The sequence below is a fragment of the Pseudomonas sp. TH10 genome, assembly GCF_016651255.1.
Classification (GTDB): Bacteria; Pseudomonadota; Gammaproteobacteria; order Pseudomonadales; family Pseudomonadaceae; genus Aquipseudomonas.
The window spans coordinates 16236-41319 of sequence record NZ_JAEKEG010000104.1 but is presented as its reverse complement, the minus strand read 5'-3'; the positions used below and the strand labels follow the sequence as shown (position 1 = coordinate 41319).

General features: G+C 61.1%; 24 protein-coding genes and 5 pseudogenes. 15 read left to right on the top strand and 14 right to left on the bottom strand.

Annotated elements, in window-relative coordinates:
* Positions 1–215: 215 nt before the first annotated feature.
* Positions 216–895, top strand: a pseudogene (locus JFT80_RS16470) (SOS response-associated peptidase).
* Between the two features lie 207 nt (positions 896–1102).
* Positions 1103–1375, top strand: a complete 273-nt coding sequence (locus JFT80_RS16465) for a hypothetical protein (protein WP_201148574.1) — start codon at positions 1103–1105, stop codon at positions 1373–1375.
* A gap of 67 nt (positions 1376–1442) precedes the next feature.
* Here JFT80_RS16465 and JFT80_RS16460 read toward each other — a convergent pair whose 3' ends face one another.
* From JFT80_RS16460 to JFT80_RS16450, 3 genes and pseudogenes are all read right to left on the bottom strand, one after another.
* Positions 1443–1589 carry a hypothetical protein gene (locus tag JFT80_RS16460; protein WP_177328566.1) on the bottom strand — a complete coding sequence of 49 codons (147 nt, stop codon included), beginning with the start codon at positions 1587–1589 and terminating at the stop codon, positions 1443–1445.
* A gap of 52 nt (positions 1590–1641) precedes the next feature.
* A complete protein-coding gene (locus JFT80_RS16455) occupies positions 1642–1953 on the bottom strand; it encodes an AzlD domain-containing protein (RefSeq protein ID WP_201148586.1) in 312 nt (103 codons plus the stop codon).
* A pseudogene (locus JFT80_RS16450) lies at positions 1953–2655 on the bottom strand (AzlC family ABC transporter permease). The gene JFT80_RS16455 and the pseudogene JFT80_RS16450 overlap by 1 nt, the downstream one beginning before the upstream one ends.
* A 136-nt stretch (positions 2656–2791) precedes the next feature.
* On the opposite strand from JFT80_RS16450, the gene JFT80_RS16445 reads away from it, so the two are divergent.
* Positions 2792–3166 (top strand): DUF2784 domain-containing protein, encoded by a 375-nt coding sequence (locus tag JFT80_RS16445; RefSeq protein WP_201148573.1) that lies wholly within the window; start codon positions 2792–2794, stop codon positions 3164–3166.
* 2 nt (positions 3167–3168) lie between these two features.
* Here JFT80_RS16445 and JFT80_RS16440 read toward each other — a convergent pair.
* A pseudogene (locus JFT80_RS16440) lies at positions 3169–4697 on the bottom strand (sensor domain-containing diguanylate cyclase).
* A 64-nt stretch (positions 4698–4761) separates the two neighbouring features.
* Entirely contained in the window at positions 4762–5292 is a 531-nt protein-coding gene (locus tag JFT80_RS16435) for a DUF3087 domain-containing protein (RefSeq protein WP_045060420.1), read from the bottom strand.
* Between the two features lie 225 nt (positions 5293–5517).
* Here JFT80_RS16435 and ppnN point away from each other — a divergent pair, with 225 nt between their 5' ends.
* Positions 5518–6891 carry a nucleotide 5'-monophosphate nucleosidase PpnN gene (ppnN, locus tag JFT80_RS16430; RefSeq protein ID WP_201148572.1) on the top strand — a complete coding sequence of 458 codons (1374 nt, stop codon included), beginning with the start codon at positions 5518–5520 and terminating at the stop codon, positions 6889–6891.
* A gap of 111 nt (positions 6892–7002) precedes the next feature.
* Here the strand turns inward: ppnN and JFT80_RS16425 are convergent, their stop codons facing one another.
* The gene (locus JFT80_RS16425) at positions 7003–8070 is read right to left on the bottom strand and encodes an alpha/beta fold hydrolase (RefSeq protein WP_201148571.1); all 1068 of its coding nucleotides are present in this window, start codon (positions 8068–8070) and stop codon (positions 7003–7005) included.
* 178 nt (positions 8071–8248) lie between these two features.
* On the opposite strand from JFT80_RS16425, the gene JFT80_RS16420 reads away from it, so the two are divergent.
* Both JFT80_RS16420 and JFT80_RS16415 read left to right on the top strand, forming a co-directional pair.
* Complete coding sequence (locus tag JFT80_RS16420) at positions 8249–8989, top strand: response regulator (RefSeq protein ID WP_122839445.1); 741 nt, start codon at positions 8249–8251, stop codon at positions 8987–8989.
* Positions 8990–9104: 115 nt separating this feature from the next.
* Positions 9105–9329, top strand: a complete 225-nt coding sequence (locus JFT80_RS16415; protein ID WP_122839444.1) for a hypothetical protein — start codon at positions 9105–9107, stop codon at positions 9327–9329.
* A 39-nt stretch (positions 9330–9368) separates the two neighbouring features.
* On the opposite strand, the pseudogene JFT80_RS16410 reads toward JFT80_RS16415, so the two are convergent.
* Positions 9369–10801 (bottom strand): annotated as a pseudogene (locus tag JFT80_RS16410) (FAD/NAD(P)-binding protein).
* Positions 10802–10917: 116 nt separating this feature from the next.
* Positions 10918–11481 (bottom strand): helix-turn-helix domain-containing protein, encoded by a 564-nt coding sequence (locus JFT80_RS16405; RefSeq protein ID WP_201148570.1) that lies wholly within the window; start codon positions 11479–11481, stop codon positions 10918–10920.
* An 83-nt stretch (positions 11482–11564) separates the two neighbouring features.
* Here JFT80_RS16405 and JFT80_RS16400 point away from each other — a divergent pair, with 83 nt between their 5' ends.
* The 7 genes and pseudogenes from JFT80_RS16400 (at position 11565) to JFT80_RS16370 (ending at position 18830) form a co-directional block, all read left to right on the top strand.
* On the top strand, positions 11565–12500 hold the full coding sequence (locus tag JFT80_RS16400; protein ID WP_201148569.1) for a DMT family transporter: 936 nt from the start codon (positions 11565–11567) through the stop codon (positions 12498–12500).
* A gap of 273 nt (positions 12501–12773) precedes the next feature.
* Positions 12774–15691, top strand: a pseudogene (locus JFT80_RS16395) (monovalent cation/H+ antiporter subunit A).
* Complete coding sequence (locus JFT80_RS16390) at positions 15691–16035, top strand: Na+/H+ antiporter subunit C (RefSeq protein WP_201148568.1); 345 nt, start codon at positions 15691–15693, stop codon at positions 16033–16035. The pseudogene JFT80_RS16395 and the gene JFT80_RS16390 overlap by 1 nt, the downstream one beginning before the upstream one ends.
* Positions 16032–17711 carry a monovalent cation/H+ antiporter subunit D gene (locus JFT80_RS16385; RefSeq protein WP_201148567.1) on the top strand — a complete coding sequence of 560 codons (1680 nt, stop codon included), beginning with the start codon at positions 16032–16034 and terminating at the stop codon, positions 17709–17711. The genes JFT80_RS16390 and JFT80_RS16385 overlap by 4 nt, the downstream gene beginning before the upstream one ends.
* Positions 17708–18196, top strand: a complete 489-nt coding sequence (locus tag JFT80_RS16380; RefSeq protein ID WP_201148566.1) for a Na+/H+ antiporter subunit E — start codon at positions 17708–17710, stop codon at positions 18194–18196. The genes JFT80_RS16385 and JFT80_RS16380 overlap by 4 nt, the downstream gene beginning before the upstream one ends.
* Positions 18193–18471, top strand: a complete 279-nt coding sequence (locus JFT80_RS16375; RefSeq protein ID WP_090284207.1) for a K+/H+ antiporter subunit F — start codon at positions 18193–18195, stop codon at positions 18469–18471. The genes JFT80_RS16380 and JFT80_RS16375 overlap by 4 nt, the downstream gene beginning before the upstream one ends.
* Complete coding sequence (locus JFT80_RS16370; RefSeq protein ID WP_201148565.1) at positions 18468–18830, top strand: Na+/H+ antiporter subunit G; 363 nt, start codon at positions 18468–18470, stop codon at positions 18828–18830. Before JFT80_RS16375 ends, JFT80_RS16370 begins: the two co-directional genes overlap by 4 nt.
* Before the next feature lie 81 nt (positions 18831–18911).
* On the opposite strand, the gene JFT80_RS16365 is transcribed toward JFT80_RS16370, so the two are convergent.
* The 3 genes from JFT80_RS16365 to JFT80_RS16355 form a co-directional block, all read right to left on the bottom strand.
* The gene (locus tag JFT80_RS16365; RefSeq protein ID WP_122839436.1) at positions 18912–19349 is read right to left on the bottom strand and encodes a DUF3995 domain-containing protein; all 438 of its coding nucleotides are present in this window, start codon (positions 19347–19349) and stop codon (positions 18912–18914) included.
* A gap of 73 nt (positions 19350–19422) precedes the next feature.
* Positions 19423–20439 (bottom strand): ABC transporter substrate-binding protein, encoded by a 1017-nt coding sequence (locus JFT80_RS16360; RefSeq protein ID WP_201148564.1) that lies wholly within the window; start codon positions 20437–20439, stop codon positions 19423–19425.
* Between the two features lie 150 nt (positions 20440–20589).
* On the bottom strand, positions 20590–21060 hold the full coding sequence (locus JFT80_RS16355) for a hypothetical protein (protein ID WP_082069195.1): 471 nt from the start codon (positions 21058–21060) through the stop codon (positions 20590–20592).
* A gap of 604 nt (positions 21061–21664) precedes the next feature.
* Between JFT80_RS16355 and JFT80_RS16350 the strand changes: the two genes are divergently transcribed.
* Both JFT80_RS16350 and JFT80_RS16345 read left to right on the top strand, forming a co-directional pair.
* Entirely contained in the window at positions 21665–21895 is a 231-nt protein-coding gene (locus tag JFT80_RS16350) for a hypothetical protein (protein ID WP_045060403.1), read from the top strand.
* Between the two features lie 129 nt (positions 21896–22024).
* A complete protein-coding gene (locus tag JFT80_RS16345; RefSeq protein ID WP_122839434.1) occupies positions 22025–22264 on the top strand; it encodes a DUF2789 domain-containing protein in 240 nt (79 codons plus the stop codon).
* Positions 22265–22273: 9 nt separating this feature from the next.
* Here JFT80_RS16345 and JFT80_RS16340 read toward each other — a convergent pair whose 3' ends face one another.
* From JFT80_RS16340 to JFT80_RS16330, 3 genes are all read right to left on the bottom strand, one after another.
* Positions 22274–22477, bottom strand: coding sequence for a hypothetical protein (locus JFT80_RS16340; RefSeq protein ID WP_201148563.1), 204 nt, complete (start codon positions 22475–22477; stop codon positions 22274–22276).
* Positions 22478–22590: 113 nt separating this feature from the next.
* A complete protein-coding gene (locus JFT80_RS16335) occupies positions 22591–23814 on the bottom strand; it encodes a methyl-accepting chemotaxis protein (protein WP_374091366.1) in 1224 nt (407 codons plus the stop codon).
* A gap of 601 nt (positions 23815–24415) precedes the next feature.
* Entirely contained in the window at positions 24416–24820 is a 405-nt protein-coding gene (locus JFT80_RS16330; protein WP_003225981.1) for a TraR/DksA family transcriptional regulator, read from the bottom strand.
* Positions 24821–25084 lie beyond the last annotated feature (264 nt).

The following is a 25084-nucleotide window of genomic DNA, read 5'->3' as shown; positions in this document are numbered from 1 at the left end:
AGTCTACATTGATGGTGAATGATAAGCCGCCATCGCGAGCGAGCTTTGCTTCCACAGGTGGTCATATGCAGACATATAAGCGCAGCGCGCCGGCTTGACGCCTTGGTCGGCCCGAAGGCCGCCACGGCGAGCTGTAGATTGCAGACGCCCCGTAAGGGCGGGACCAGCTATTACTGCAGCAGCGGATATGTACCCGACTACCGGAGGACCGACCCATGTGCGGACGCCTGACCCAATACCGCGGCATCCACGATTTCGTCGCAGCACTGAGCATCCCCGACGCACTGATCAACCACATCGGCGATGAACCCCTGGCCCGCTACAACGCCGCCCCGACCACCCGTCTTGCTCTGCTGCACCTGGAAAACGACGGCCTGCACGCCGACCTGGTGCGCTGGGGTTGGCGACCGCACTGGGCCAAAGACCGCGCACCCCCATCAACGCCCGGGTGGAAAAGGTCGCCCACGGCCCCTACTTCCGCCCCATCTGGCCGCACCGGGCGATTGTTCCGGTGGACAACTGGTTCGAATGGGTCGACAGCGGCGACGGTAGCAAACAACCCTGGTTGATCCGCCGCAAGGACCGGGCGCCGGTCTACTGCGCCGCCATTGGGCAGTTTCCCGCAGCGGCCGCCGAACCCGCCCCCGAGGACGGCTTTGTCATCCTGACCGCCGACAGCGCCGGCGGCATGCTCGACATCCACGACCGCCGCCCCATCGTGTTATCGCCGGAACTGGCCGAAGAATGGCTCGACCCCGCCACACCCAGGGAACGCGCCGAACAGATGGCATTATTTGAAGGTGAAGCCAGCGAAGTGTTCGAGTGGTTCCGGGTCAGCAAGGCAGTCGGCAATGTGCGCAACCAGGGCCCCGAACTGATCGAACCGCTTGCCTGACAGAAACCGTTAAATCTGCAGGCCCTCGCAACGTTACACATAGTGTTTCACCCATGTAACAGTCCATTGAAATATGGCCATTTGCCGCGCCAACCGCCTGTCTGACAATTTAATTGTCATACATACTTTCAGGAGCAGTGCCGCTAGCATGCGCGCCGCATTTCCACGGACGGAAAACCCAGAACTCCAGCCTTGCAGAGAACCCAGTTGCGCGACGATTTTTATATCCAGCAAGTCAGCAGTGTCGAGTGTGTCCACCTCTCGACTACGGAACGTTATCAACTCGATTGTTTCATCGGGCAATACATCAAGACCCGAAACCTGGCCTCAGTGCCCAACATCGATACCACGCTGCGCACAACCTTGCAGCGCTATCCGGGCAAGCCGCCGGTGATGGTCAATGAACTGAATGCCTGGATCGACAGGACGTTGGGCTATCGGGCAACACACCCCGACTTCTGCGAGCTGGAAGATGTCTGAGCGTCCCTCTGAATCGCGGCAGCGCCTGCACACAAGCTAGCAGGCGCCGCTGCGAGCGAAAAACGCTTCAAGGTTTCAGCGGACGCTCCTGATCACGGTCCGAGAGTTCTCGACTGTCGTCATGTTTCCAGTCTTGGGTCGAACGCTTTTTCTGCTCTTCTATTTCCTCTTGCGTAGGCTCATCCGGGTCCGGCTGCTTGGGTTCATTCGCCATGTTCGCCTCTCTTCCTGAAGGGATCGTTAATCGGTTTAAGCGTAGAACAGATTCACAGCCACCAACGCAGCACGAAGAACACCGCCATGCTCAACAGCATGCTGAGCAAGGTGCTGCGGGTGTACAGCACAAGCCCCACCGCCACCATTGAACTGAGCAAATACGGATTATCCCATTGCAGGTTCAGTTGTTTGTCCGGCATGAACACGATTGGCCCGCAGATGGCGGTGAGCATGCCCGGCACGGCAAAGCCGAGGAATTGCCGGGCGTTGCTGCTCAGGCGCACCGGCAGGCGCGGCTCCAGAAAGACGTAGCGGTTGAGGAACACCAGCGCACCCATCCCGAATATCACCGCCCAGACCATCATGCTGTTTGCCCCGGATAAAGTTTGTTGCACATAAATCCCGCCGTCATGCCTGCCAGCCCCGCCAGCACCAGCGCCGAGCCCCACTGCCAGTAACTGAACAGCACGGAACAAAACAGCGCCACCGCGACGCACACCACCGTGGGCACGTTACGCACCACCGGGGTGATCAGGGCAATGAAGGTTGCGGCAATCGAGAAGTCCAGGCCCAGGTGTTCCAGCCCCGGGATGCTGCTGCCGAGCACGATGCCGGCCAGGGTGAAAAAGGTTCCAGGCCACGTAGAACGTCAACCCGACCCCAAGCGCGTACCAGCGATTGAACTGCTGCTTGTCATGCTGGCTGGTCAGGGCGAACAGTTCGTCGGTCAGCAAAAAGCCCAGACCCACGCGCCAGCGTCCCGGCAGCGGTGAGATCACCGAGCGCAGGCTCATGCCGTAGAGCAAATGCTGGGAGGTCAGCAGCAGCGTGGTCAGCAGTATCGAGAAAATCCCGGCACCGCCCTTGAGCATGCCGATGGCCACCAGCTGTGCGGCGCCGGCAAACACGATGCTCGACAGGCCCTGGCCTTGCAGGGGCGTGAGGTTGGCTTCGATGGCCATGGAACCGGCCAGCAGGCCCCAAGGCGCAGTCGCCAGGGACAAGGGAAGGATCGCCACGGCGCCGCGCAGGAATGCGCTGCGGGGCATATGAGCGTTGGACATGACGTTCTGCGACCGGAAAAAAGACCTGCAACTTTGCCAGTACTTACCCGCGAAGGCATGCACAATTTCGAGTTATTTGCCGGCCATCGACCGGGTACCATGGTGCGGTCCATCCGGCACACCCAGGGAAGCCCACATGCTGTACCGAATCGCCGCCGACGGGCTGGTGCTGTTTCATCTGCTGTTCATTCTGTTCGTGCTGTTCGGCGGGCTGCTGGTGCTCAAATGGCGCCACTTGGCGGTGCTGCACCTGCCTGCGGTCGCGTGGGGTATCTCGGTGGAAGTCTTTCACCTGATGTGCCCGCTGACCGACTGGGAGAACCGCATGCGCGATGCCGCCGGCCAGAGCGGCTACGGCGGTGGTTTCGTCGAGCATTACATCTGGCCGGCGATCTATCCCGCCGGCCTGACCCCGGGCATCCAGGTGGGCCTGGGCGCCGTGGTGCTGGCGCTGAACCTGTGGGTCTACCTGCGGCTGGTCAGGCGTCTGCGACGAGATGGGCACCGCTGAAGCTACTTGTCGATCACGCTCATGTTGCGGCCACTGGCCTTGGCCACGTAAAGCGCCCTGTCGGCGGCACGCACCAGGTCGTCGGGCTGCTCATGCGAGGCCGGGTCCCAGGCGCAGACCCCGACGCTGACGGTGACCACCCCTTCGACGCCCTCGCTGTGTTCGATCGCCGCCAGCTGCACCGCCCGACGAATTTTTCCGCCACCAGGAAGGCGCCCACATAGTCGGTGCCCGGCAGCACCACCGTGAACTCTTCGCCACCGTATCGGGCCGCCAGATCACCTGGGCGCTTGATGTGCGAGTTGATGATCGAGCTGATCCTGCGCAAGGATGCGTCGCCCGCCACATGGCCGTACAAATCGTTGAAACGCTTGAAATGATCGACATCAATCAACAGCAGCGCGAGGTGAGTCTGGGTGCGCCGGGCGCGGCGCATCTCGGTCAGGATGAACAGATCGAACTGGCGTCGGTTGGACAGGCCGGTCAGGGCATCTTCCAGAGCGAGCAGCTCCAGGCCGCGATTGACCTCGAGCAGTTTTTCCTGGGCGTCGAGCAGCACACTCTGAATGCGATTCTGCTGCTGCATCAGCCGGATCAGCCGGTAACCGAGGGCACCCAGAAGCCCCAGGAACAGGGCCACGATGCCGGCACTCAGCAGCGATGCCTCGCGCCAGCTGGCCAAGACTTCGTCCTGATTCAGCGCGGCGAACACAATCAGCGGGTACCCTTCGACCCGGCGAAAGCCCACCACCCGTTCCACGCCATCGACCACCGACCGGACCCTGGCCGTCCCGGCGTTACCCAACGGCAGCAACTGGGTAAACAGCGGGCCATTGGCCACACTGCTGCCGACTTCCGATTCCTTGAACGGACGGCGCACGACAATCGTGGCGTCATCGGCGATCAGGTTGATCACGCCGTTCTGGCCCATGTCGATGCTGTCATAGAGCGAGAGGAAATGGCTCAGGTTGATGGTCGCCAGCGCCACGCCGGCAAAACTGCCGTCCGGATGATTGACCCGACGCGACACCGTCATGATCCATTCGCCACTGGAGCGGCTCTTGATCGACGGGCCGATGTGCGGTCCACGATCAGGATGATCGCGGTGGAAGATGAAGTATTCCCGGTCCGAGTTATTGGCGTTGGGCAGGCCGGCGCCGTTGGAGTTGGCAATCCACTGCCCGCTCTGGTCGTAGACAAACAGGCCGTGCAACTGGCTCAGCTCCCGGCGCTGCAGCCCAAGCAGGCGTTGCATCCTGGGCAGGCGCGCCGATTCGATGCCTTCGTTTTCCAAGCGCTCGACCAGCGTGAGCAGCAGCGTGTCAGCCTGCTTGATTGACGCCTGCGCCTGCCAGGCCAGGGCCTGCGCAAGGTTGGACATCGCCACTTCCTTGTCGCGCAGGTGGTATTGGCGCGAGTTCCAGACTTCCCAGCCGGCGACGGAGGCCATCGACACGCACACGGCGATCAGGAAAAACACCAGTGAGCGGATTTTCAGCCTGGACACCGCCTCGCTGCCGTTCAACAACATGGCCGGTTGGGTGTGATCGAGTTGATCGTTAATGGACAGTTGTCCCATGTCATTCCCTGACCTCTTAGGGTGTCGGCGTCTGCTTGAGGGCGTCGATCCAGGCAGGATCCAGTCGTGTCTGCCCGGTTTCGATACCCAGCGCTTCCATTCGCGCCTTGTGCTGGTCAATCTCGCGGTTCAATTGCCCGTGGTCGCTGGAGTTGCCGTCCAGCTCATGCATCTGGGTCAGCCCCAGATGATAGAAGCGTAGCAACTTCATCGCGTGGGGATCATCGCGATCCACCGCCGCCGTCACCTGATGCATGACATTGGTAATGCTCATCAGGCTGCGCTTGAGCTGCCAGCCATACACGGCGGCCGCCATCCACGGCTGGCTCCAGAATAGCCCACGCATCAACGCGACCATCAGCAACACCGCCACGAACACCCCACCGACGTTAAAGCGCATGTTGTCGCCGCCAGGCTCGCCGAATACGGCCACCGCCACGCTCGACAACAGCATCGCCAGCACCAGGAACACCAAAGCGATAATCACCGTGCTGCGCCGCGTCTGTTGTCGATAGGTCTGGGCATTCATTGGCTGGATTTCAAACATTACGACAGGGTTCCTTGCATCAGGTCATAGGTTGAGGGGCAAAAGACTGCGGGGCATTATCGCCTCATCGACAGATTTAGCTATGCTGGGGCTCCTTTTCATCTTTTCAGCGTCCAACGGGGACATGGCGGTACAGCGCAGATCGTGCCACCTTCATTCATGGATACACACTATTCGGATGCCATCCGCCTGGTTTTGGGATGACATCGTTTTAAGGATCATTGCATGACCCAACGACACGTAATCAATGCCTCGGTCAGCCCGAAAGGCAGCCTGGAAACCCTTTCTCAACGTGAAGTTCAGCAACTGAGCGAAGCCGGATCCGGCAGCACCTACACGCTCTTCCGCCAGTGCGCCCTGGCCATCCTCAACACCGGCGCCCATGTCGATAACGCCAAGACCATTCTCGAAGCCTACAAGGACTTCGAAATCCGCATTCACCAACAGGATCGCGGTGTACGCCTGGAGCTGCTGAACGCTCCGGCCGACGCCTTCGTCGACGGCGAAATGATCGCCAGCACCCGCGAAATGCTCTTCAGCGCCCTGCGCGACATCGTCTACACCGAAAACGAACTCGACAGCCAACGCATCGACCTGAGCACCTCGCAGGGCATCAGCGATTACGTTTTCCACCTGCTGCGCAACGCGCGCACCCTGCGTCCGGGTGTCGAACCGAAAATCGTCGTGTGCTGGGGCGGTCACTCGATCAACACCGAAGAGTACAAATACACCAAAAAAGTCGGCCACGAACTCGGCCTGCGCAGCCTCGACATCTGCACGGGCTGCGGCCCCGGCGTGATGAAAGGCCCGATGAAAGGCGCGACCATCGCCCACGCCAAACAGCGCATTCACGGCGGTCGCTACCTCGGTCTGACCGAGCCGGGCATCATCGCCGCCGAAGCGCCAAACCCGATCGTCAACGAGCTGGTGATCCTGCCGGACATCGAAAAACGCCTGGAAGCCTTTGTGCGTGTCGGCCACGGCATCATCATCTTCCCGGGCGGCGCCGGCACGGCTGAAGAGTTCCTCTACCTGCTCGGCATCCTCATGCACCCGGACAACGAAGGCCTGCCGTTCCCGGTAATCCTGACCGGGCCGAAACATGCAGCGCCTTACCTGGAGCAGCTCGATGCATTCGTCATCGCGACCCTCGGCGAGGCCGCTAGGCAGCACTACGAAATCATCATCGACGACCCGGCCGAAGTCGCACGGCAGATGACCCAGGGCCTGAAAGCGGTGAAACAGTTCCGCCGCGAGCGCAATGACGCGTTCCACTTCAACTGGCTGCTGAAGATCGACGAAGGCTTCCAGCGCCCGTTTGATCCGACCCACGAAAACATGGCCAACCTGAAACTGCACCGCGACCAGCCACCGCATGAACTGGCGGCGAACCTGCGCCGGGCGTTTTCGGGCATCGTCGCCGGCAACGTCAAGGACAAAGGCATTCGCCTGATCGAAGAACACGGGCCGTATCAGATCCGTGGCGACGCCGCGATCATGCAGCCGCTGGATCAACTGCTCAAGGCCTTCGTCGCCCAGCACCGGATGAAACTGCCGGGTGGCGCGGCGTATGTGCCGTGTTATCGAGTGGTGGCCTAGCAGCATTTGTGTGAGGCGCAGATCACTGTGGGAGCCGGGCTTGCCCGCGATGGCGGTGTACCTGATGCATCGATGCTGGCCGCTCCCACAGGTTAGCGCTCGTTCAGCCGGTCACAATTTATCGGCATCAATCACTGCTTTGGCAAAGGCCTTCGGGTCTTCCTGGGGCAGGTTGTGGCCGATGCCGCCCTTGATCAAGCGGAACTCATACTTGCCGGTGAAGCGTTTCGCATAGTCCTCGGGAGCTGGATGCGGCGCGCCGTTGGCGTCGCCTTCCAGGGTGATGGTCGGCACGCTGATGGCGGGCGCCTTGGCCAGCTGCTGTTCCAGGGCCTCGTAACGGCTTTCCCCTTGTACCAATCCCAGGCGCCAGCGGTAGTTGAAGACGGTGATTGCTACATGGTCGGGGTTGTCCAGGGCTGCAGCGCTGCGCTCGAACGTGGCATCGTCGAAGGCCCACTTCGGTGAGGCGAGTTCCCAGATCAACCTGGCGAAGTCATGCCGGTTTTTCTCATACCCGGCCTGGCCGCGATCGGTCGCGAAATAGAACTGGTACCACCACTGCAACTCGGCCTTGGGCGGTAACGGGTTCTTGCCTGCCGCCTGGTTGCCGATCAAATAACCACTGACCGCCACCAAGGCTTCGACCCGCTCCGGCCAGAGTGCCGCAACGATGTCTGCCGAACGTGCGCCCCAATCATAGCCACCCAACACGGCCCGCTTGATCTGCAGCGCGTCCATGAAGTCGATGACATCACTGGCCAGTGCGGCAGGCTGGCCGTTGCGCAGCGTCTTGTCGGAGAGAAAGTGCGTATCACCGTACCCCCGGGCATAAGGCATCAGCACGCGATAACCCTGCGCGGCCAACAAAGGTGCCACCTCGGAGTAACTGTGAATATCATAAGGCCAGCCGTGCAGCAGAATGACCACGGGGCCCTCGGCCGGACCCACCTCGGCGTAAGCTACATTCAGCAGACCGGCCTGGACGTGCTTCAACGGGCCGAACACGGCAGATGGATCGACTTTGGTGCTGACCGTAGCCGCCGCGGTTGGGGTGGTGCTGGCCTGCACGTTGGCCGTACCCAGGAGGCCCAACTGCAGCAACACCGCAGCAAGGATCGAAGGCCCCACCAGGCGCCGGTGCTTAGCGGTTGTAATGGTCGACAAGGCGTTGTTCACGTCGGGTGACTCCTGCAGGTGGCGGATGAGCAGTCTGCTCTCGGTGAAGCCTATTTGGCCGGCCCGAGGTATCCACGTTGTGTCGTAAAACCTGTGCGATCGCGACATAACGTGTCCCACGGTGCGACGGATACAGTCCGATACAAAACCCAGAGTTCAATAACAAGAGAATCGAGCGATGGAACACGTGAACCACATCCTGATTGTCGACGACGATCGGGAGATCCGCGAGCTGGTCGGTAATTACCTGAAGAAGAACGGCTTGCGCACCACAGTCGTGGCCGATGGACGGCAGATGCGCAGCTTTCTGGAGGCCAACCAGGTGGACCTGATCGTGCTGGACATCATGATGCCCGGCGATGATGGCCTGCAGCTGTGTCGCGAACTGCGCTCGGGCAAGCACAAGGCAACGCCGATCCTGATGCTCACGGCGCGCAACGATGAAACCGACCGAATCCTCGGGCTGGAAATGGGCGCCGATGACTACCTGACCAAACCCTTCTCCGCCCGTGAACTGCTTGCCCGCATCAACGCCGTGCTACGGCGCACGCGGATGCTGCCGCCTAACCTGCTGGTCAGCGAAAGCGGCCGCTTGCTGGGCTTCGGTCGCTGGCGCCTGGACACCACCGCCCGTCATCTGCTGGACGAAGATGACACCAGGGTCGCCCTGAGTGGCGCCGAATATCGGCTGTTGCGGGTGTTCCTCGACCATCCCCAGCGCGTGCTCAGCCGTGATCAATTGCTGAACCTGACCCAGGGTCGCGACGCCGACCTGTTCGACCGCTCCATCGACCTGCTGGTCAGCCGGTTGCGCCAACGCTTGATGGATGACTCGCGCGAGCCGACCTACATCAAGACCGTGCGCAGCGAAGGGTATGTATTTTCCTACCCGGTGCAGATGCTCGGCGCACAGGACTGAATCAGCACAGGCCGATCAACATCCTTGATAAAGACTATGCCCATGGGTGTTTTTTCATCGACGGGCTCCAGCTCTACAGTGGCCACATCTTCTTCCCACGCTCTGGAGCTACCTCATGAAAATCATCATCGGTCTTGGATTTGCCCTGTCGGTCCTGGGTGCCACTTCGGCCATCGCTGCCCCGCACGCAACCGCGCAAGTGGTGGCCGCTGCGCCGGTCAGCCAACCGGCTACCTTGAACGTCAATACGGTGGGCGTCGATCACAAGGACGTTCAGGCGAGCAAGCTGTATGTCGCGGAGAACCGGCCGGAGTTTGGTTCGAAATATCAGCGTTATTGATTCGATCCTTCCCTGCAGGCGGGTCCGACAGGCCATGCCCTACAGGGGTTGGGTCAATCTGCGGGCAAGCGCTTTGGCCTGCAGTGCCACATCCGTCACTGCCGTACTCTCCCACCACATTCCACGCAACGGCGGCCCCATGGCGAACAGCCGACCGGCGACTTGCCCATCGGCACCGATCACCGCGCCGTCCGCGGAGGCGGCGATGCCCAGTGCCAGCGGTCCGGGCTGAATCAGGCCCCGCGCCAGCAACTGCCGGGGCAGAGGTCGGGCAACCCGTCTCCAGTCATATTCGATGCCACTGGAGTTGATCAACGCCGCGCCACGGACCACGCACTCCTGCGGCTCGCCACGCCGACGGATGCGGATACCCAGCCCATTCCCCGACGAAGGTTCAAGCCCCTTGAAGGACGCCGCCTGAATCCGCAGCCGCCCTTCCCCGTGCAACCGCGCGACCAGCTCGGCACTCAAGGGTGGCGAGCGGTGGTGATGGCTCTCCCACCACGGCCGTACGTGCCGTACGAACTGCCGACGCTGCGCGTACGTCGCCTGGCTCCACAGCCGTGGAATGTGCACGCGCACAGTGTCCAGGGGCGCTTGCCAGTCGATCCCCGGGCAATCGCATCGCGGCAATGGCGGCGCAGCTCGCGTACCAGTTGCCGTGGCGTACGAATGCTCGGGTCATCGCCGAGAAAGTCGGCCCAGGCCGGCGGCTGGCGGCGCACGTGGGGCAGCAGGCCGTGGCGGGAAAACACTTCGATCGGCCCGCGGTGCCCAGCCTGCTCCAGCGAGACCACGGCATCGACCATGGTCAGGCCGGAACCGATGATCAAAACCGTCGACTGCGGATCAAGCTGGCGCATCGAGGCGACATCCCAAGGGTCCAGTGCCGCTGCGTTCAAGCCACTGGATTGGGCCTGGGGCGTGCGTGCGGCGGGGAACATCCCAGTGGCCAGCACCGCGTAAGCGCCCTGCAGGCGTTGCCCGTCGCTCAAGGTCAACCGCACGCCTTCGGCCAGGTTCTCGAGGTCGACAACCTCAGCGCGCACGTGTTCCACGCTAGAACCGTTCGCGGCGCCAGCCACCTGGGCTTGCGCCAGGCGCTGTTGCACATACTCGCCAAACAGCCCGCGCGGGGGGAACAGCTCACTGACCGGCACAGACTGCTGATCGGACTCGGGCCAGCCGCCCGCCGCTATATGTGCCGTCAGCCACTGCGTCAGGTCATCGGCATTGTCCGGGTCGACGCTCATCCGCGCCGCGTTGCCGTTGAGCGTGTGTCCCAGTTCCACCGCACTGTAGGCCTCGCCCCGACCAAGCTCGTTACGCGGCTCAATCACCAGCACCGAACGCTGGCCCGGCAGGCGCAGCAGCTGCACGGCCAGCATCGCGCCACTCAGGCCGCCGCCGATGATCAGGATGTCCGCCTGGCGGATGGCGTCATTCGCCTGCTCGCGGTGGATTTCACTCATGGGGTTCTCACAGGTCAGGGTTGTCCTGGACGATCATAAGCGCCAAACCCGGGTCAGTGTCAGAGAGCAGTACCAAAGTAGCGATAGCAGCCTTGGCGACCGTCGCTGCTGGCGGTTCAGATCACCACATTACGCACAAACCGCGCGGCCACTTCACCATCGTTTCGATAGGCGTGCGGCTGGTTGCTGGCAAACATGAAGAACTCCCCCGTGCCGATGTGCTGTGGCTGATCACCCAACATCAGCGTCAGACAGCCCTCGAACACGTAGATTTGCTCACTCCAGCCATCCGCATCCGGCTGCGATGGGTAAACCTCACCCGGTTGCAGGCACCATTCCCATTGCTCGACTTCACGGGTCGCGGTGGCTTTCGACAGCAATACAGCTTTACTGCCCGGGATGCTTCCGGCCCATGCCACCTCGTTGATCCGGCTCGGATCGCGCGCGTCGGGTGCCTGGATCAAGTCGCTGAAGGCAACGTCGAGTGCTTCGGCAACGCGATCCAGAGTGGTCAGGCTGACATTCTTTTCGCCCGCCTCGATCGCCACCAACATCCGCCGACTGACCCCGGATTTTTCCGCAAGCGCGGTCTGACTCATGTCCGCCGCATGGCGCAAGCGCCGAACGTTCTGACTGACGTGCTGGAGGACGGACATTCTTTGGCTGGAATCTTTGGGCACTATATTGCTCACTCGGTGGGGTTGGGCAGTATACTGCGCAACGTTGGGCGCATTGTGCGTCCCCTCCGGTAGTGCGCAAGGTCATGACGTCGGCGAACAACTCCTCCACTTCCCTCCGTTTCTCCCGTTTCAGCAAAGCCGAATGCGTGTTGGTGCTGATTACCATGGTCTGGGGCGGCACATTTTTGCTGGTTCAGCACGCGATGACCGTCAGCGGGCCGATGTTCTTCGTCGGCCTGCGCTTTGCGGCGGCGGCGTGCATCGTTGCGCTGTTCTCCTGGCGGCACCTGCGCGAGCTGACACTGTTCGAGCTCCGGGCCGGGTCGTTTATCGGTGTGGCGATCATGCTGGGCTACGGCTTGCAGACGGTCGGGTTGCAGAGCATTCCAAGCAGCCAGTCGGCGTTCATCACGGCGCTTTACGTGCCCTTCGTGCCGTTGCTGCAATGGCTGGTGCTGGGGCGGCGTCCAGGGCTGATGCCGAGTATCGGCATCATGCTGGCGTTTACCGGCTTGATGCTGCTGTCAGGCCCTGCGGGCGCATCGTTGAATTTCAGCCCGGGTGAAATCGCCACCCTGATCAGCGCCGTGGCGATTGCTGCGGAAATTATTCTGATCAGTCACTTTGCCGGTCAGGTCGATGTGCGCCGGGTGACGGTGGTGCAACTGGCGACGACGTCGGTGTTGTCGTTTCTGTTGGTCGTGCCAACCGGTGAAGTGATTGCGGATTTCTCCTGGACGCTGCTGGTGACTGCGCTGGGATTGGGCGCGGCGAGTGCGGCGATTCAGGTGGCGATGAACTGGGCGCAGAAGAGTGTTTCGCCGACGCGGGCAACCTTGATCTATGCCGGTGAGCCGGTGTGGGCAGGGATTGTCGGGCGGATTGCCGGGGAGCGGTTGCCGGCGATTGCGTTGCTGGGCGCCGGGTTGATTGTGGCGGCGGTAATTGTCAGTGAGTTGAAGACCAAGGGTAAGGTCGTCGAGGCTGAGGAAGAGCTGGAGCGGGAAACCCAACGCTGACCGGCAGTACGTGCGGCGTTTGATCGAGAGTGTTCGCGAACAAGCCCGCTCCCACTGTGGATCTGTGCCAGACGCATGCCCTGCATTCACCGATGATCTAATGTGAGAGCAGGCCTGCTCGCGATGAGGCCAGACCTGCATGTCACAGTATGCCAAACCACCAGACAGCATGACTTTTGCGCACTCCATGTAGGATTCTGCCACAGGTTCGCGTTTGGTAATCCGGGGACTGGCACGTATGATGCTTCACAAACCTCCGCAGATTAGAAGCCTATGTCCCTGATAGTTCTACTGCTTCTGCCATTCATTGGCAGCTGTCTGGCAGCGGTGCTGCCACACAACGCGCGTAATACCGAATCCCTGTTGGCAGGTCTGGTCGCTTTGATCGGCACTGTTCAGGTTGCGCTGTTGTACCCGCAAATCGCCCATGGCGGCGTCATTCGTGAAGAGTTCATGTGGCTGCCCAGCCTCGGCCTGAACTTTGTTCTGCGCATGGACGGCTTCGCCTGGCTGTTCTCGATGCTGGTGCTGGGTATAGGCACCCTCGTCTCTTTGTACGCCCGCTATTACATGTCACCGGATGATCCGGTGCCGCGGTTCTTCGCGTTTTTCCTGGCGTTCATGGGCGCCATGCTCGGCCTGGTGATCTCCGGCAACCTGATCCAGATCGTGTTTTTCTGGGAGCTGACCAGCCTTTTCTCGTTCCTGTTGATCGGCTATTGGCATCACCGCGCCGACGCCCGACGCGGCGCCTACATGGCGCTGATGGTCACGGGTGCCGGCGGACTATGCCTGCTGGCGGGGGTCATGATCCTCGGCCATGTGGTCGGCAGCTATGACCTCGACAAGGTCCTGGCCGCCGGCGAGCTGATTCGCGCACATGCCCTCTACCCTGTCCTGCTGCCTCTTATCCTGATCGGCGCCCTGAGCAAAAGCGCGCAATTCCCCTTTCATTTCTGGCTGCCCCACGCCATGGCGGCGCCGACGCCCGTCTCGGCCTATCTGCACTCGGCGACCATGGTCAAGGCCGGGGTGTTCCTGCTGGCGCGGCTCTGGCCGTCGTTGTCCGGCAGTGAAGAATGGTTCTACATCGTCAGCGGCGCCGGTGCCTGCACCCTGTTGCTGGGCGCCTACTGCGCAATGTTCCAGAACGACCTCAAAGGGTTGCTGGCCTACTCGACCATCAGCCATCTGGGCCTGATCACCCTGCTGCTGGGCCTGAACAGCCCGCTGGCAGCAGTCGCGGCGGTGTTTCATATTCTCAACCACGCCACCTTCAAGGCTTCGCTGTTCATGGCCGCCGGGATCATCGACCACGAAAGTGGCACCCGGGACATCCGCAAGCTCAGTGGCCTGATTCGGCTGATCCCCTACACCGCCACCCTGGCCATGGTCGCCAGCGCCTCCATGGCCGGCGTACCGCTGCTCAACGGTTTCCTGTCAAAAGAGATGTTCTTCGCCGAAACCGTGTTCATCAATGCCACGGCCTGGGTCGAAATGGCCCTGCCGATTGTCGCGACCATCGCCGGCACCTTCAGCGTCGCCTACTCGTTACGGTTTACCGCTGACGTGTTCTTCGGCCCGACCGCTACCGACCTGCCCCACACCCCCACGAGCCGCCACGGTGGATGCGTGCGCCGGTCGAACTGCTGGTGTTTGCCTGCCTGGTCGTGGGGATTTTCCCGGCACAGGTGGTGGGCCCGCTGCTGGCCGCCGCTGCGCTTCCCGTGGTCGGTGGCCCATTGCCGGAGTACAGCCTGGCCATCTGGCACGGCTGGAATGCGCCGATGATCATGAGCCTGATAGCCATGAGCGGCGGCATCGTGCTCTACCTGTTGCTGCGCAATCAGCTCAAGCGTGGACGCTTCAAGTACCCGCCGCTGATTGGCCGCTTCAATGGCAAGCGCCAGTTCGAACGCAGCCTGGTGGTGATGATGCGCCTGGCTCGGCGCCTGGAGCGGCGGATCAGCACCAAGCGTCTGCAAATGCAATTGTTCCTGATGGTGCTGGCGGCAGTGCTCGCCGGCCTGATTCCAATGTTGCACAGCAGCCTGACCTGGGGCGACCGGCCGAAAATCCCGGGTTCGGCCGTGTTCGTCACCCTGTGGCTGCTGGCGATCGCCTGTGCCCTGGGCGCTGCCTGGCAGGCCAAGTACCACCGGCTGGCAGCCCTGACCATGGTCAGCGTCTGTGGCCTGATGACCTGCATCACCTTCGTCTGGTTCTCCGCGCCGGACCTGGCCTTGACGCAACTGGTGGTTGAAGTGGTCACCACGGTACTGATCCTGCTTGGCCTGCGCTGGTTGCCGCGGCGGATCGAAGAGGTGGCGCCATTGCCGAGCACCTTGCGCAAGGCGCGCATCCGGCGCTTGCGCGACTTGCTGTTGTCGACGGCTGTCGGTGGCGGCATGGCGCTGTTGTCCTACGCCATGTTGACGCGCCAGACCCCCAACGACATTTCCTCGTTCTACCTCAGCCGCGCCTTGCCCGAAGGCGGTGGCAGTAACGTGGTCAACGTGATGCTGGTGGATTTCCGCGGCTTTGACACCCTGGGTGAAATCACCGTGCTGGCCGCCGTGGCGCTGACCGTATTCGCCCTGCTGCGACGCTTCCGCCCACCCAAGGAGAGCCTGCAATTGCCGGCCCAGCAACGCCTGCTGGCGCCCGACGTGGTGACCGACCTGGTCAACCCGCGCCAGGCCAGCGATACCGCGCTCGGCTTCATGATGGTGCCGGCGGTACTGGTGCGCCTGCTGCTGCCCATCGCCTTCGTGGTGTCGATCTACCTGTTCATGCGCGGTCACAACCAGCCCGGTGGCGGGTTCGTTGCCGGGCTGGTGATGTCGGTCGCGTTCATCCTGCAGTACATGGTGGCCGGGACACAGTGGGTCGAGGCGCAAATGAGCCTGCGGCCGCTGCGCTGGATGGGCACCGGATTGCTGTTCGCCACGGCTACCGGTCTGGGGGCGATGCTGGTCGGCTATCCGTTCCTGACAACGCACACCTGGCATTTCACCTTGCCGCTGCTCGGTGACATCCATATCGCCAGCGCATTGTTCTTCGACGTTGGCGTGTATGGCGTGGTGGTCGGTTCGACGCTGTTGATCCTCACCGCCCTCGCCCACCAATCGGTGCGGGGTCACAAGACCGCATCGCTGCCCAAGTCCGTCGCCAGCAAAGGAGCCGTCTGATGGAAGAAGTCATCGCAATCGCCATCGGCGTTCTCGCTGCGTCAGGCGTCTGGTTGATCCTGCGGCCACGAACTTTTCAGGTGGTCATGGGCCTGTGTTTGCTGTCGTACGCGGTCAACCTGTTCATCTTCAGCATGGGCAGTCTCTTTATCGGCAAGGAGCCGATCATCAAGGACGGCGTGCCCCAGGACCTGCTGCACTACACCGATCCATTGCCGCAGGCGCTGGTGCTCACCGCCATCGTCATCAGCTTCGCCATGACAGCACTGTTCCTCGTCGTGCTGCTGGCTTCCCGGGGCCTGACCGGTACCGACCATGTGGACGGCCGGGAGCCTAAGGAATGAACCTGATGCCGCACCTGATTGCCGCACCGATTCTGCTGCCGCTGCTGACTGCCGCCTTGATGCTGATGCTCGGGGAAAGGCACCGGCCGCTGAAGGCGAAAATCAACCTGTTCTCCAGCCTCGTCGGTCTGTTCATTTCGGTCATGCTGCTGCAATGGACGCAAACCACCGGCGTGCCAGGCTCCATCGGCGTTTACTTGCCGGGTAACTGGCAGGCGCCGTTCGGCATTGTGCTAGTGGTTGATCGCCTGTCGGCGCTGATGCTGGTGCTGACCGGGATCATCGGCGTCAGCGCTCTGTTGTTTGCGATGGCGCGTTGGGACGGTGCCGGTTCGAGCTTCCACGCACTGTTTCAGATTCAACTGATGGGCCTGTATGGCGCGTTCCTGACGGCGGATCTGTTCAACCTGTTCGTGTTCTTCGAAGTGTTGCTCGCCGCCTCTTATGGCCTCTTGCTGCACGGCTCGGGCCGGGCGCGGGTGTCGTCGGGGCTGCATTACATTTCGATCAACCTGCTGGCCTCGTCGTTGTTCCTGATTGGCGCGGCACTGATCTACGGCGTCACCGGCACCCTGAACATGGCCGATCTGGCGCTGAAGATTCCGCTGGTACCTGAGGCTGACCGAGGCTTGCTGCACGCAGGCGCAGGGATTCTGGCGGTAGCGTTTCTGGCCAAGGCTGGCATGTGGCCGCTGAATTTCTGGCTGGTACCGGCCTACTCCTCGGCCAGCGCGCCAGTCGCGGCAATGTTCGCGATCATGACCAAAGTCGGCATCTACACCCTGCTGCGCCTGTGGACGCTGCTGTTTTCCGGGCAGGCTGGCGCGTCTGCATTCTTCGGTGGCGACTGGCTGATCTACGGCGGCATGGCGACCATGGCCTGCGCGGCGCTGGCGATTCTTGCTGCGCAACGACTGGAGCGCATGGCCAGCCTGAGCATTCTGGTGTCGGCCGGCATTCTGCTGTCGGCTATCGGTTTCGCTCAACCGAACCTGATTGGCGCGGCGCTGTTCTACATGGTCAGCTCGACCCTGGCGCTGAGCGCACTGTTCCTGCTGGCTGAATTGATCGAGCGCTCGCGCTCGGCCAACGAGATCCCGCTGGAAGACGAAAGCGAACTGCTACCGCGTCCACAAGAATCTCTGCAACCGCCCAAAGGCATCAACCTCGACGACGAGCAGAAAGCCGTGGTCGGTCAGGTCATCCCGTGGACCATGGCGTTTCTTGGCCTGAGCTTCATTGCCTGCGCCCTGCTGATCATCGGCATGCCGCCGCTGTCCGGGTTCATTGGCAAGCTCAACCTGATGGACGCGCTGCTGAATCCACTGGGCCTGGGCACCGGCGCACCGATCTCCAATGCGGCGTGGGCGCTGCTGGCGCTGTTGATCCTCTCCGGGCTGGCTTCGTTGATGGCGTTCTCGCGCCTCGGCATCCAGCGTTTCTGGACGCCCGAGGAGCGCCCTTCGCCGCTGCTGCGCAAACTCGAATGCGCGCCGATCTTCCTGCTATTGGGGCTGAGCATCGCCCTGACCTTCAAGGCCGAGCCGCTGCTGCGCTACACCCAGGCCACTGCCGAGGCGCTGAACAATCCGCAGCAATACGTCATGGCGGTGCTCGGCACCCGCGCCGTGCCAAGCCCCGAAGCGCAAGCCGCGATCGTGGAGGTGCGCCCATGAATCGTCTGTTTCCCGCCCCCTGGTTATCACTGGCGCTGTGGGTATTGTGGCTGGCGCTGAACCTGTCGATCAGCCCGGGTAATGTGCTGCTGGGGGCCGTCTTAGGCATCTGCGCGCCACTGATGATGCGCAAACTGCGCCCCCTGCCGATCCGCATTCGTCGCCCTGGCGTGATCCTGCGCCTGTTCCTGCTGGTGGGACGTGACGTGGTGGTGTCCAACCTCGCCGTCGCCTGGAGCGTGCTCAATGCCGGACGCCGACCGCCGCGCTCGCGCTTCATCAAGGTGCCGCTGGAGCTGCGCGACGCCAACGGCCTGGCGGCCCTGTCGATGATCACCACGGTGGTTCCCGGCACGGTCTGGTCGGAGCTGGCACTGGACCGCAGCATTCTGTTGCTGCACGTGTTCGACCTGGATGACGAAGCGCTGTTCATCGAGCACTTCAAGGCGACCTACGAACGCCCCTTGATGGAGATTTTCGAATGAGCCCGTTACTGTCGAACGCCATTCTACTGACGCTGTTCCTGTTCTCGCTGGCCATGGTGCTGACCCTGATTCGTCTGTTCAAAGGCCCATCAGCGCAGGATCGGGTCTTGGCGCTGGACTACCTGTACATCGTCGCCATGCTGATGATGCTAACCCTGGGCATTCGCTACGCCAGTGACACGTACTTCGAAGCGGCGCTGCTGATAGCGCTGTTCGGCTTCGTCGGCTCGTTTGCGCTGGCAAAATTCCTGCTGCGTGGCGAGGTGATCGAATGAATGCTGAATTGTCTCTATGGGTCGAAATTCCGGTGGCAATCCTGCTGGTGCTCAGCGGTATGTTTGCGCTGATCGGTGCGATCGGGTTATTGCGGATGAAGGATTATTTCCAGCGCATGCACCCACCGGCACTGGCCTCAACGCTCGGCGCATGGTGCGTGGCGCTGGCCTCGATCATCTGCTTCTCGGCGCTCAAGTCCGGGCCGGTAGTGCACGCTTGGCTGATCCCGATTCTGCTGGCAATCACCGTGCCGGTAACCACGCTGCTGCTGGCCCGCGCCGCATTGTTTCGCAAGCGCATGGCTGGGGATGATGTGCCGGCAGAGGTAAGTAGTCGGAGCATGGAAAGCGGGAACTGAGCCACGGGCACCTTTGGATCCTGTGGGAGCAAGCCTCGCTCCCACAGACTCGGATCTAGATATAGCGCTCTAGTCCACCGCTCAGATCCAAGCCACCGCCAGCAACCCTGCCCCCAGCACCACACACAACGGCGAATACGCCCAGGTATCGAGGCGGGCAAATTTGGAATCCTTGACCTGTTTGAAAAACCCTACAAGATTCGAATCGCCAATCGCCCGGGCGAACATCAGCATCGCAATGGCGCTGATCACCCACTGCAGTGACCAGTGATGCACCGTCGGCAGGTACAGGCCAACCCGCAGGCACACCAGCATCGCGATCAGCAGCAGGCCGACCGCCACCAGCAGCGTGGCGAATCCAGAAGGCTTGAAGGCCGGCCTGGAGCCTTGGTCGTCCTCCCTGGGCACTCGCGGCACGGCGGCCTCGCTGCCCAGCTTGCCACCGGCCGCCCAGTACAGGTGGACCAGGCTGATCAGGAGGAAGACGGCAGCCATCCATTGCGCAATTACCAGGCTCATAGTCAAACTTCCAGCGTGAAATGTGCGCGCAGGATGAACCTCCCCGAACGATTATGTAAGGGCAGGCCCAAACTCACTTCAACTCGGCAGCGACTTTGGCGGCGACATCCTTGGGCACCCAGGCCTGCCACACGTCCGGATGCGCCTTCATGAACGCTTCGGCCGCCTGGCGTGGCGCGGTGTGTTTTTCGCTCATCTCGGCCAACGCCTTGTTCAACGGCTCGATCGGGAAATCGACCTTGCTGAAAAACTCGGCAATCTGCGGGTACTGCTTCTGGAACGGGGTGGAGACGCCGATCGACAGCTTCGACGCCAGCGAGCGGGTCGGTTGCGGATTGGGATTGTCGGCGTCGGTGAGGGTCTTCCAGGCTTCGGCATTGAACGGCGGTTCTTCCAGCTGGATCAGCTTGAAGCGGCCCAGCAGCGGCGTCGGCGACCAGTAATAGAACAGGATCGGTTTGCCTCGACGAATCGAGGAACTGATCTCGGCATCCAGCGCCGCCCCGGACCCGCTGCGGAAGTTCACGTAACTGTCGTCCAGCCCGTAGGCCTTGAGCTTCTGCTTGTTGACCACCTCGGACGTCCAGCCGATCGGGCTGTTGAGAAAGCGGCCCTTGCCAGGCGATTCCGGATCGCTGAACACGTCCTTGTACCTGGGCAGATCGGTGACGCTGCGCAGGTCCGGGGCCACGGCCTTGATGCCCTTGGCCGGGTCACCCTTGATCACATACTCGGGCACCCACCAGCCTTCGGTGGCACCCTTGACCGTGTCGCCCAGGCTCACCACCTTGCCTTCAGCCTCGGCCTTGACCCAGACCGGACTGCGCCCGGCCCACTCCTCGCCAATCACCTGAATGTCATTGTTGGCCAGTGCCGTTTCCAGGGTGATGGTGGTACCGGGTAGCGTGTCGGTCGGCAGTCCGTAGCCCTTCTCGACGATGATCCGCAGGACATCCGTGATCAGGCTGCCGCTTTCCCAGTTCAGGTCGGCAAAATGGATCGGCGCCTCTGCCGCCATCACCGACTGCGCCGACGTCAGCAAGCCGAATGTGGCCACGCTCGCGGCCAACAACCGTCGAAATCCGTTCATGCATTGCACCTCATGCTGTTCACAGCAATAGCAGGATGGCCTGACAGAAGACCGCAAGCCTCTGAATACTCAGTCAACTGACTGTAGCCGAGGTTCCTGCTTTCGAAGGGCGTGAATCTGTTTTCGCAAATGTACTGCAGTGCCGACCGCTTATTCGCTGGCCTTGAAGGTCACCAGTTCACCCTTGCGCCATTTCGCGGCTTTGGCCGTGACGGCCTTGAGTGTCTTGGTCAAACCTTCCTGCAACTGCTGGTGCGCGGCGAACACCATCACCACGCTATGGCCTTCCTTGAACACGATGCCGTGGCCATCAGCGGTAGTCACGAACGCATAATCGCCAAGGCCGTAAACGGTCAGTTTAATTTCGCGAAACTTGATATCCAGCTTGCCGCCTTCGCGACTGGGCAGTACGGATGCGCTGAAGTGATCGCCAACCTTGAGCTTGAGCCCGGGTTTATCATCAACGACCAACGACTCTTCGGTATCGATTTCGGCAATGTAAATGCCTTCGGCGTTTTGTTCGGTGATGTAAACGAAACGTGACTGAAACTGTTTAACCAGCTTTGCCCGCAGATCACCCAGCACGAACAAAGCATGCATATCGAGATTACTTACTGCCAAGGAAACATCCCCACATCTGAAATGGTGCCGCGCGCGAAACGGGCGCACGGCAGAAAATAGCGGCAATGCCGAAATGAACACATAAACCGGGGTGAATCCCAGATCAACAGAATAATGGAATACCACCCACGTCGTCCTGTCTGGCGCTTTTCAAGACTTGGAGTACAGCGCCTTTTTTACGCCAGAGAAAACGGACTATCAACTCCGGGAAAAAATCGCTTTGAAAAAAGCATTTTTCCAACAGATCGCCAGGCAAAAATCGCTTTGGATAGGCACGTATGCCCGGCACTGCGGGTGATTCTAGAGCAGCGACGCTCTTCCAGACTACCCATAACGACGAACAGACGTCGGCAGACCCGTGAAAAGGGCTTCACAGGTGCACTTAAACACACTTCAGCCAACTGCCTGGCTCCCCGTGCAATCATTTGCAGGCCACGCCCTGGAGTGCCGCCACTGACTGCGGCTTCGAAAGGCGTTTCGTCATGCCGGCGACTTATCTCAGCCGCCGGCAGGCAACTACTGCCATACTGCCCGACCAATGAAATCCGTCCCAACGGCGGGCGACGTTCAAAACAACAGAATATTCTCATGGGAAGGCTGCGACGTGACGGAATTTGATATCGGCGAATTTTTCATCCGGGGCGAAGTCAGGGAAGTCGAGGGTGAGTTCCAGGCAGTCATCATCATGCGCGCCAAACCGCCGCTGACCACCGTCACCTGCCACCAGGTCGAAAAGGACCGCTGGTTCAAGACCGCCGACGTGGCCGCCATTGCCGCCCAGGATGCCGCCAAGGCACTCAAGCTGGCTGTCGATGAGGGCGCGTTAAAAGCCTGACCTTCAGTTTGCCGTCTATGCTTGCCCTGCTTTAGAACATCGCTATCGAACTCCTGGAGCGCGGCCGCCTCAGATGCAATGAGCCGTACTTCAGCACTTGCACTCGACGCGGCACTCAAGGAGATCAACATGGATGCACCTACACATGATTTGAAAGGCCTGTTTGACCAACTGGGCCTGGATTCCAGCGAGAAGGCGATCGACGACTTCATCGCCAGTCACTCTCCCCTCCCCGACGACAAGAAGCTGATCGACGCCGAATTCTGGACGCCGCAGCAGGCGGGCTTCCTGAAAGAACAATTGCGCGAAGATGCTGACTGGGCGCGGGTGGTCGACGACCTCAACCTGCGCATGCACCAGGTGCACTAAGCAGCGGACTCAGTGCAGGCTGCCTTGTTGTGTTGCGCTCAATTGCGCAAGCCAGGCAGCTTTGCACTCCTGCGCTTCATTGCGACTGGCGAACGCCGTACCGCGACGCTCCCCGTTCAGCAACACCACCCAGCAAACGCTTTGCCCCATCGCCCTTAAACCGGCAGGCACACCGCTGCCGATCATCACGGCAACATCGACTCTGCATTGCATGCGGACCTCTCGAAATCATTAGCAACCTAACTAAGTGGCCAGATTAATGCTTTCTTTCGAGAGGAAACAGCAACCGCCGTGCACAGATTCATTGCATCTGAAGTAACAATCGATCAGCGCGCACGTTCAGGTTTATAGCCCAGACGCAAACCACCCCAATGCCGGCCCTTGATCATGATTGGCACCGAGAGGTCATGCATCAGCTCGCCAGTGTCGCGGGTATAGGTCTGCAACAACACCGGTTTTTGGTGGCTGCCACAGCGAATGCCCGTGCGATCGGCAAACTTGCGTTTGGTGCGATTGTTGACCGCATCGACCTGCGCATCCCCGGTCAGCGGCTGACTAAACGCCTGATTGTGCGTCGGCACATAACCCTGCTGCGTGCAGGCGATGGCGAACACCAGGCCCTCGTGACGGGCCAGCAGGGGTTCCTGGATGGCCGGCAACACCTGGTCGGTGTAACGATCGAAGCGGGTCTGGAACTTGCCGGGATGAGTGTTGGGAATCGCCTGGTAATTGCGATCGAACAGGTCATCGAGGCTGACACGTCCCTGGTCGATATCAGCTTCAAATCGCGCCGTGATCTGGCTCGCCCCTTCACGCGCCAGGTCGTAGATGCGCTGGTGATAGTCATCCAGCCCGACTTCGGCCAGTCGCTCGCTGATCGTCTCGGCCTGCCCTTCCATCTGCACCGCCGCTTCGGCGAGGCGTCGGGTTTGCTGGTCGCTGATCGCCAGATCGCTGCGCATTTGCTCGATGGCTTTGAACAGACTGTCGAGTTGCTCGCGATTAGTCTCCGCACCTCGGGCGATCTCGCCGACCTGACCTTCCACCCCGGCAGCCAATCGCGCGATGTTCTGCAGATGCTGACCGGTGAGCTCGACTTGCTCGACGCCTGTGTGCAGATCGCTGGACAGCTCACGAATCTGCTCCACCACCTGCGCGGTGCGTTGCTGAATATCGGCAACCATCTCACCGACTTCACCGGTCGCCGACGCCGTGCGCGCCGCCAGCCCGCGCACCTCATCCGCGACCACGGCAAAACCGCGGCCATGCTCGCCAGCCCGCGCCGCTTCGATCGCTGCGTTCAAGGCCAACAGATTAGTCTGGCTGGCAATCGACTGAATCACCAGCGTCACGCGCTGGATGTCGTCGCTGCGCACGCTCAACGCCTCGATCAACTCGCGGCTGGTATTGGCGCGCTGACTGAGTTGATGCATGCGCGAAATCGAATCAACCAGTTCCGAACGCCCCGCCGCACTGCTGTGATGCGCCTCACTCGCGGCCTCCAGCGCTTCACGGCTGAGCTGTGAAGTAGCGTGTTCGGTGGCGATCATCACCTCGGCATTACTGACAATTCGCGCCGCCGCATCCAGTTGCGATTCGAGCTTGCTTGCCAGTTCCTTGACCGAAAACGCCACACCCGCCGCCGACAACGCGTTGTGGCTGGTGGTGTAGGAAAGGTCGCGGGTCAGATCGGAAATAGCGCTGCCAGTGTCGGCAGGCGGTACAGCGGGGACGGCTCGGGAGCGCAGGCGCGGCAGCCAGATAATCAGCACCGCCAACGGCATGCCAACGTAAAGCGACCACTCACCCAGCGTCATGCCGGCCAACAACAGCATCAGGGCGATGCTTTGCAGGGTCGGAGCGATCCAGCGGTTTTTCGGCAAAAGCACTGGTGCAGGCAGAGCCCCAACCAGAGATCCATCTCTCGTCATTTCAACACCCCACGCTTGTTCTCATTGTTGTGACTGCATTAAACGCCACTACAACGCCATTATCCATGGTCCGTTAGTCGCGGTTATTGCAGCAGATCAATAGAAGCGTGTCGGGTTTTGTGCAGACGATAAAAAGCATCGCGGGCAAGCCCGCTCCCACAGGTTCAACGCAAACCTTGCGGGAGCGGGCTTGCCCGCGATGTAGCGCTACGAAACGAAATCAGGCCTGACGCTGGTGCTTATCGATCTGCTCGTGACGCTCTTGAGCTTCGATGCAGTACTTGGTGGTCGGGCTGATCAGCAGGCGCTTCAGGCCAATGGCCTCGCCGCTGTCGTCGCACCAGCCAAAGCTGTCTTCCTTGATGCGCTCAAGGGCTTGTTCCAATTGCGGCAGCATGCGCTGGTCGCGATCGATCGCGTTCACCAGCCAGGTGCGCTCTTCTTCAACCGAAGCCGCGTCCGCCGGGTCAGCCGGGGTGTCCAGGCTTTCGATGGCGATGCGGTTTTGCTCAATGCGCTCGTGGGTTTCGACTTTCATGTTCTGCAACAGCTCAGTGAAGAAAGCGTGCTGCTCGGCATTCATGTAGTCATCTGCCGGCATGGCCAGCAACTTGTCCTTTGTCATTGATATCTCTATAAAAAAACGTGCATTAAGGCGAATTAGGGAGCGTTTCGACGAACCGTGTCCGGCCGACGAAAAGGCATCGTTTATTGCAAACGCCACCCGGCACTCAATTTACGAGGGGCGGCAGTCTAAGGCCCGTTTGAGGCCTCAGCAACTGTAAATACAGGGAATCTGTCCAACAAAGCCCGGAAACTGCTCTGACACAGGCTTCATAGCGGTCATCGGAGTGCGTTTATAGCAAGAAATTCAGTCGAGCGGCTGTAT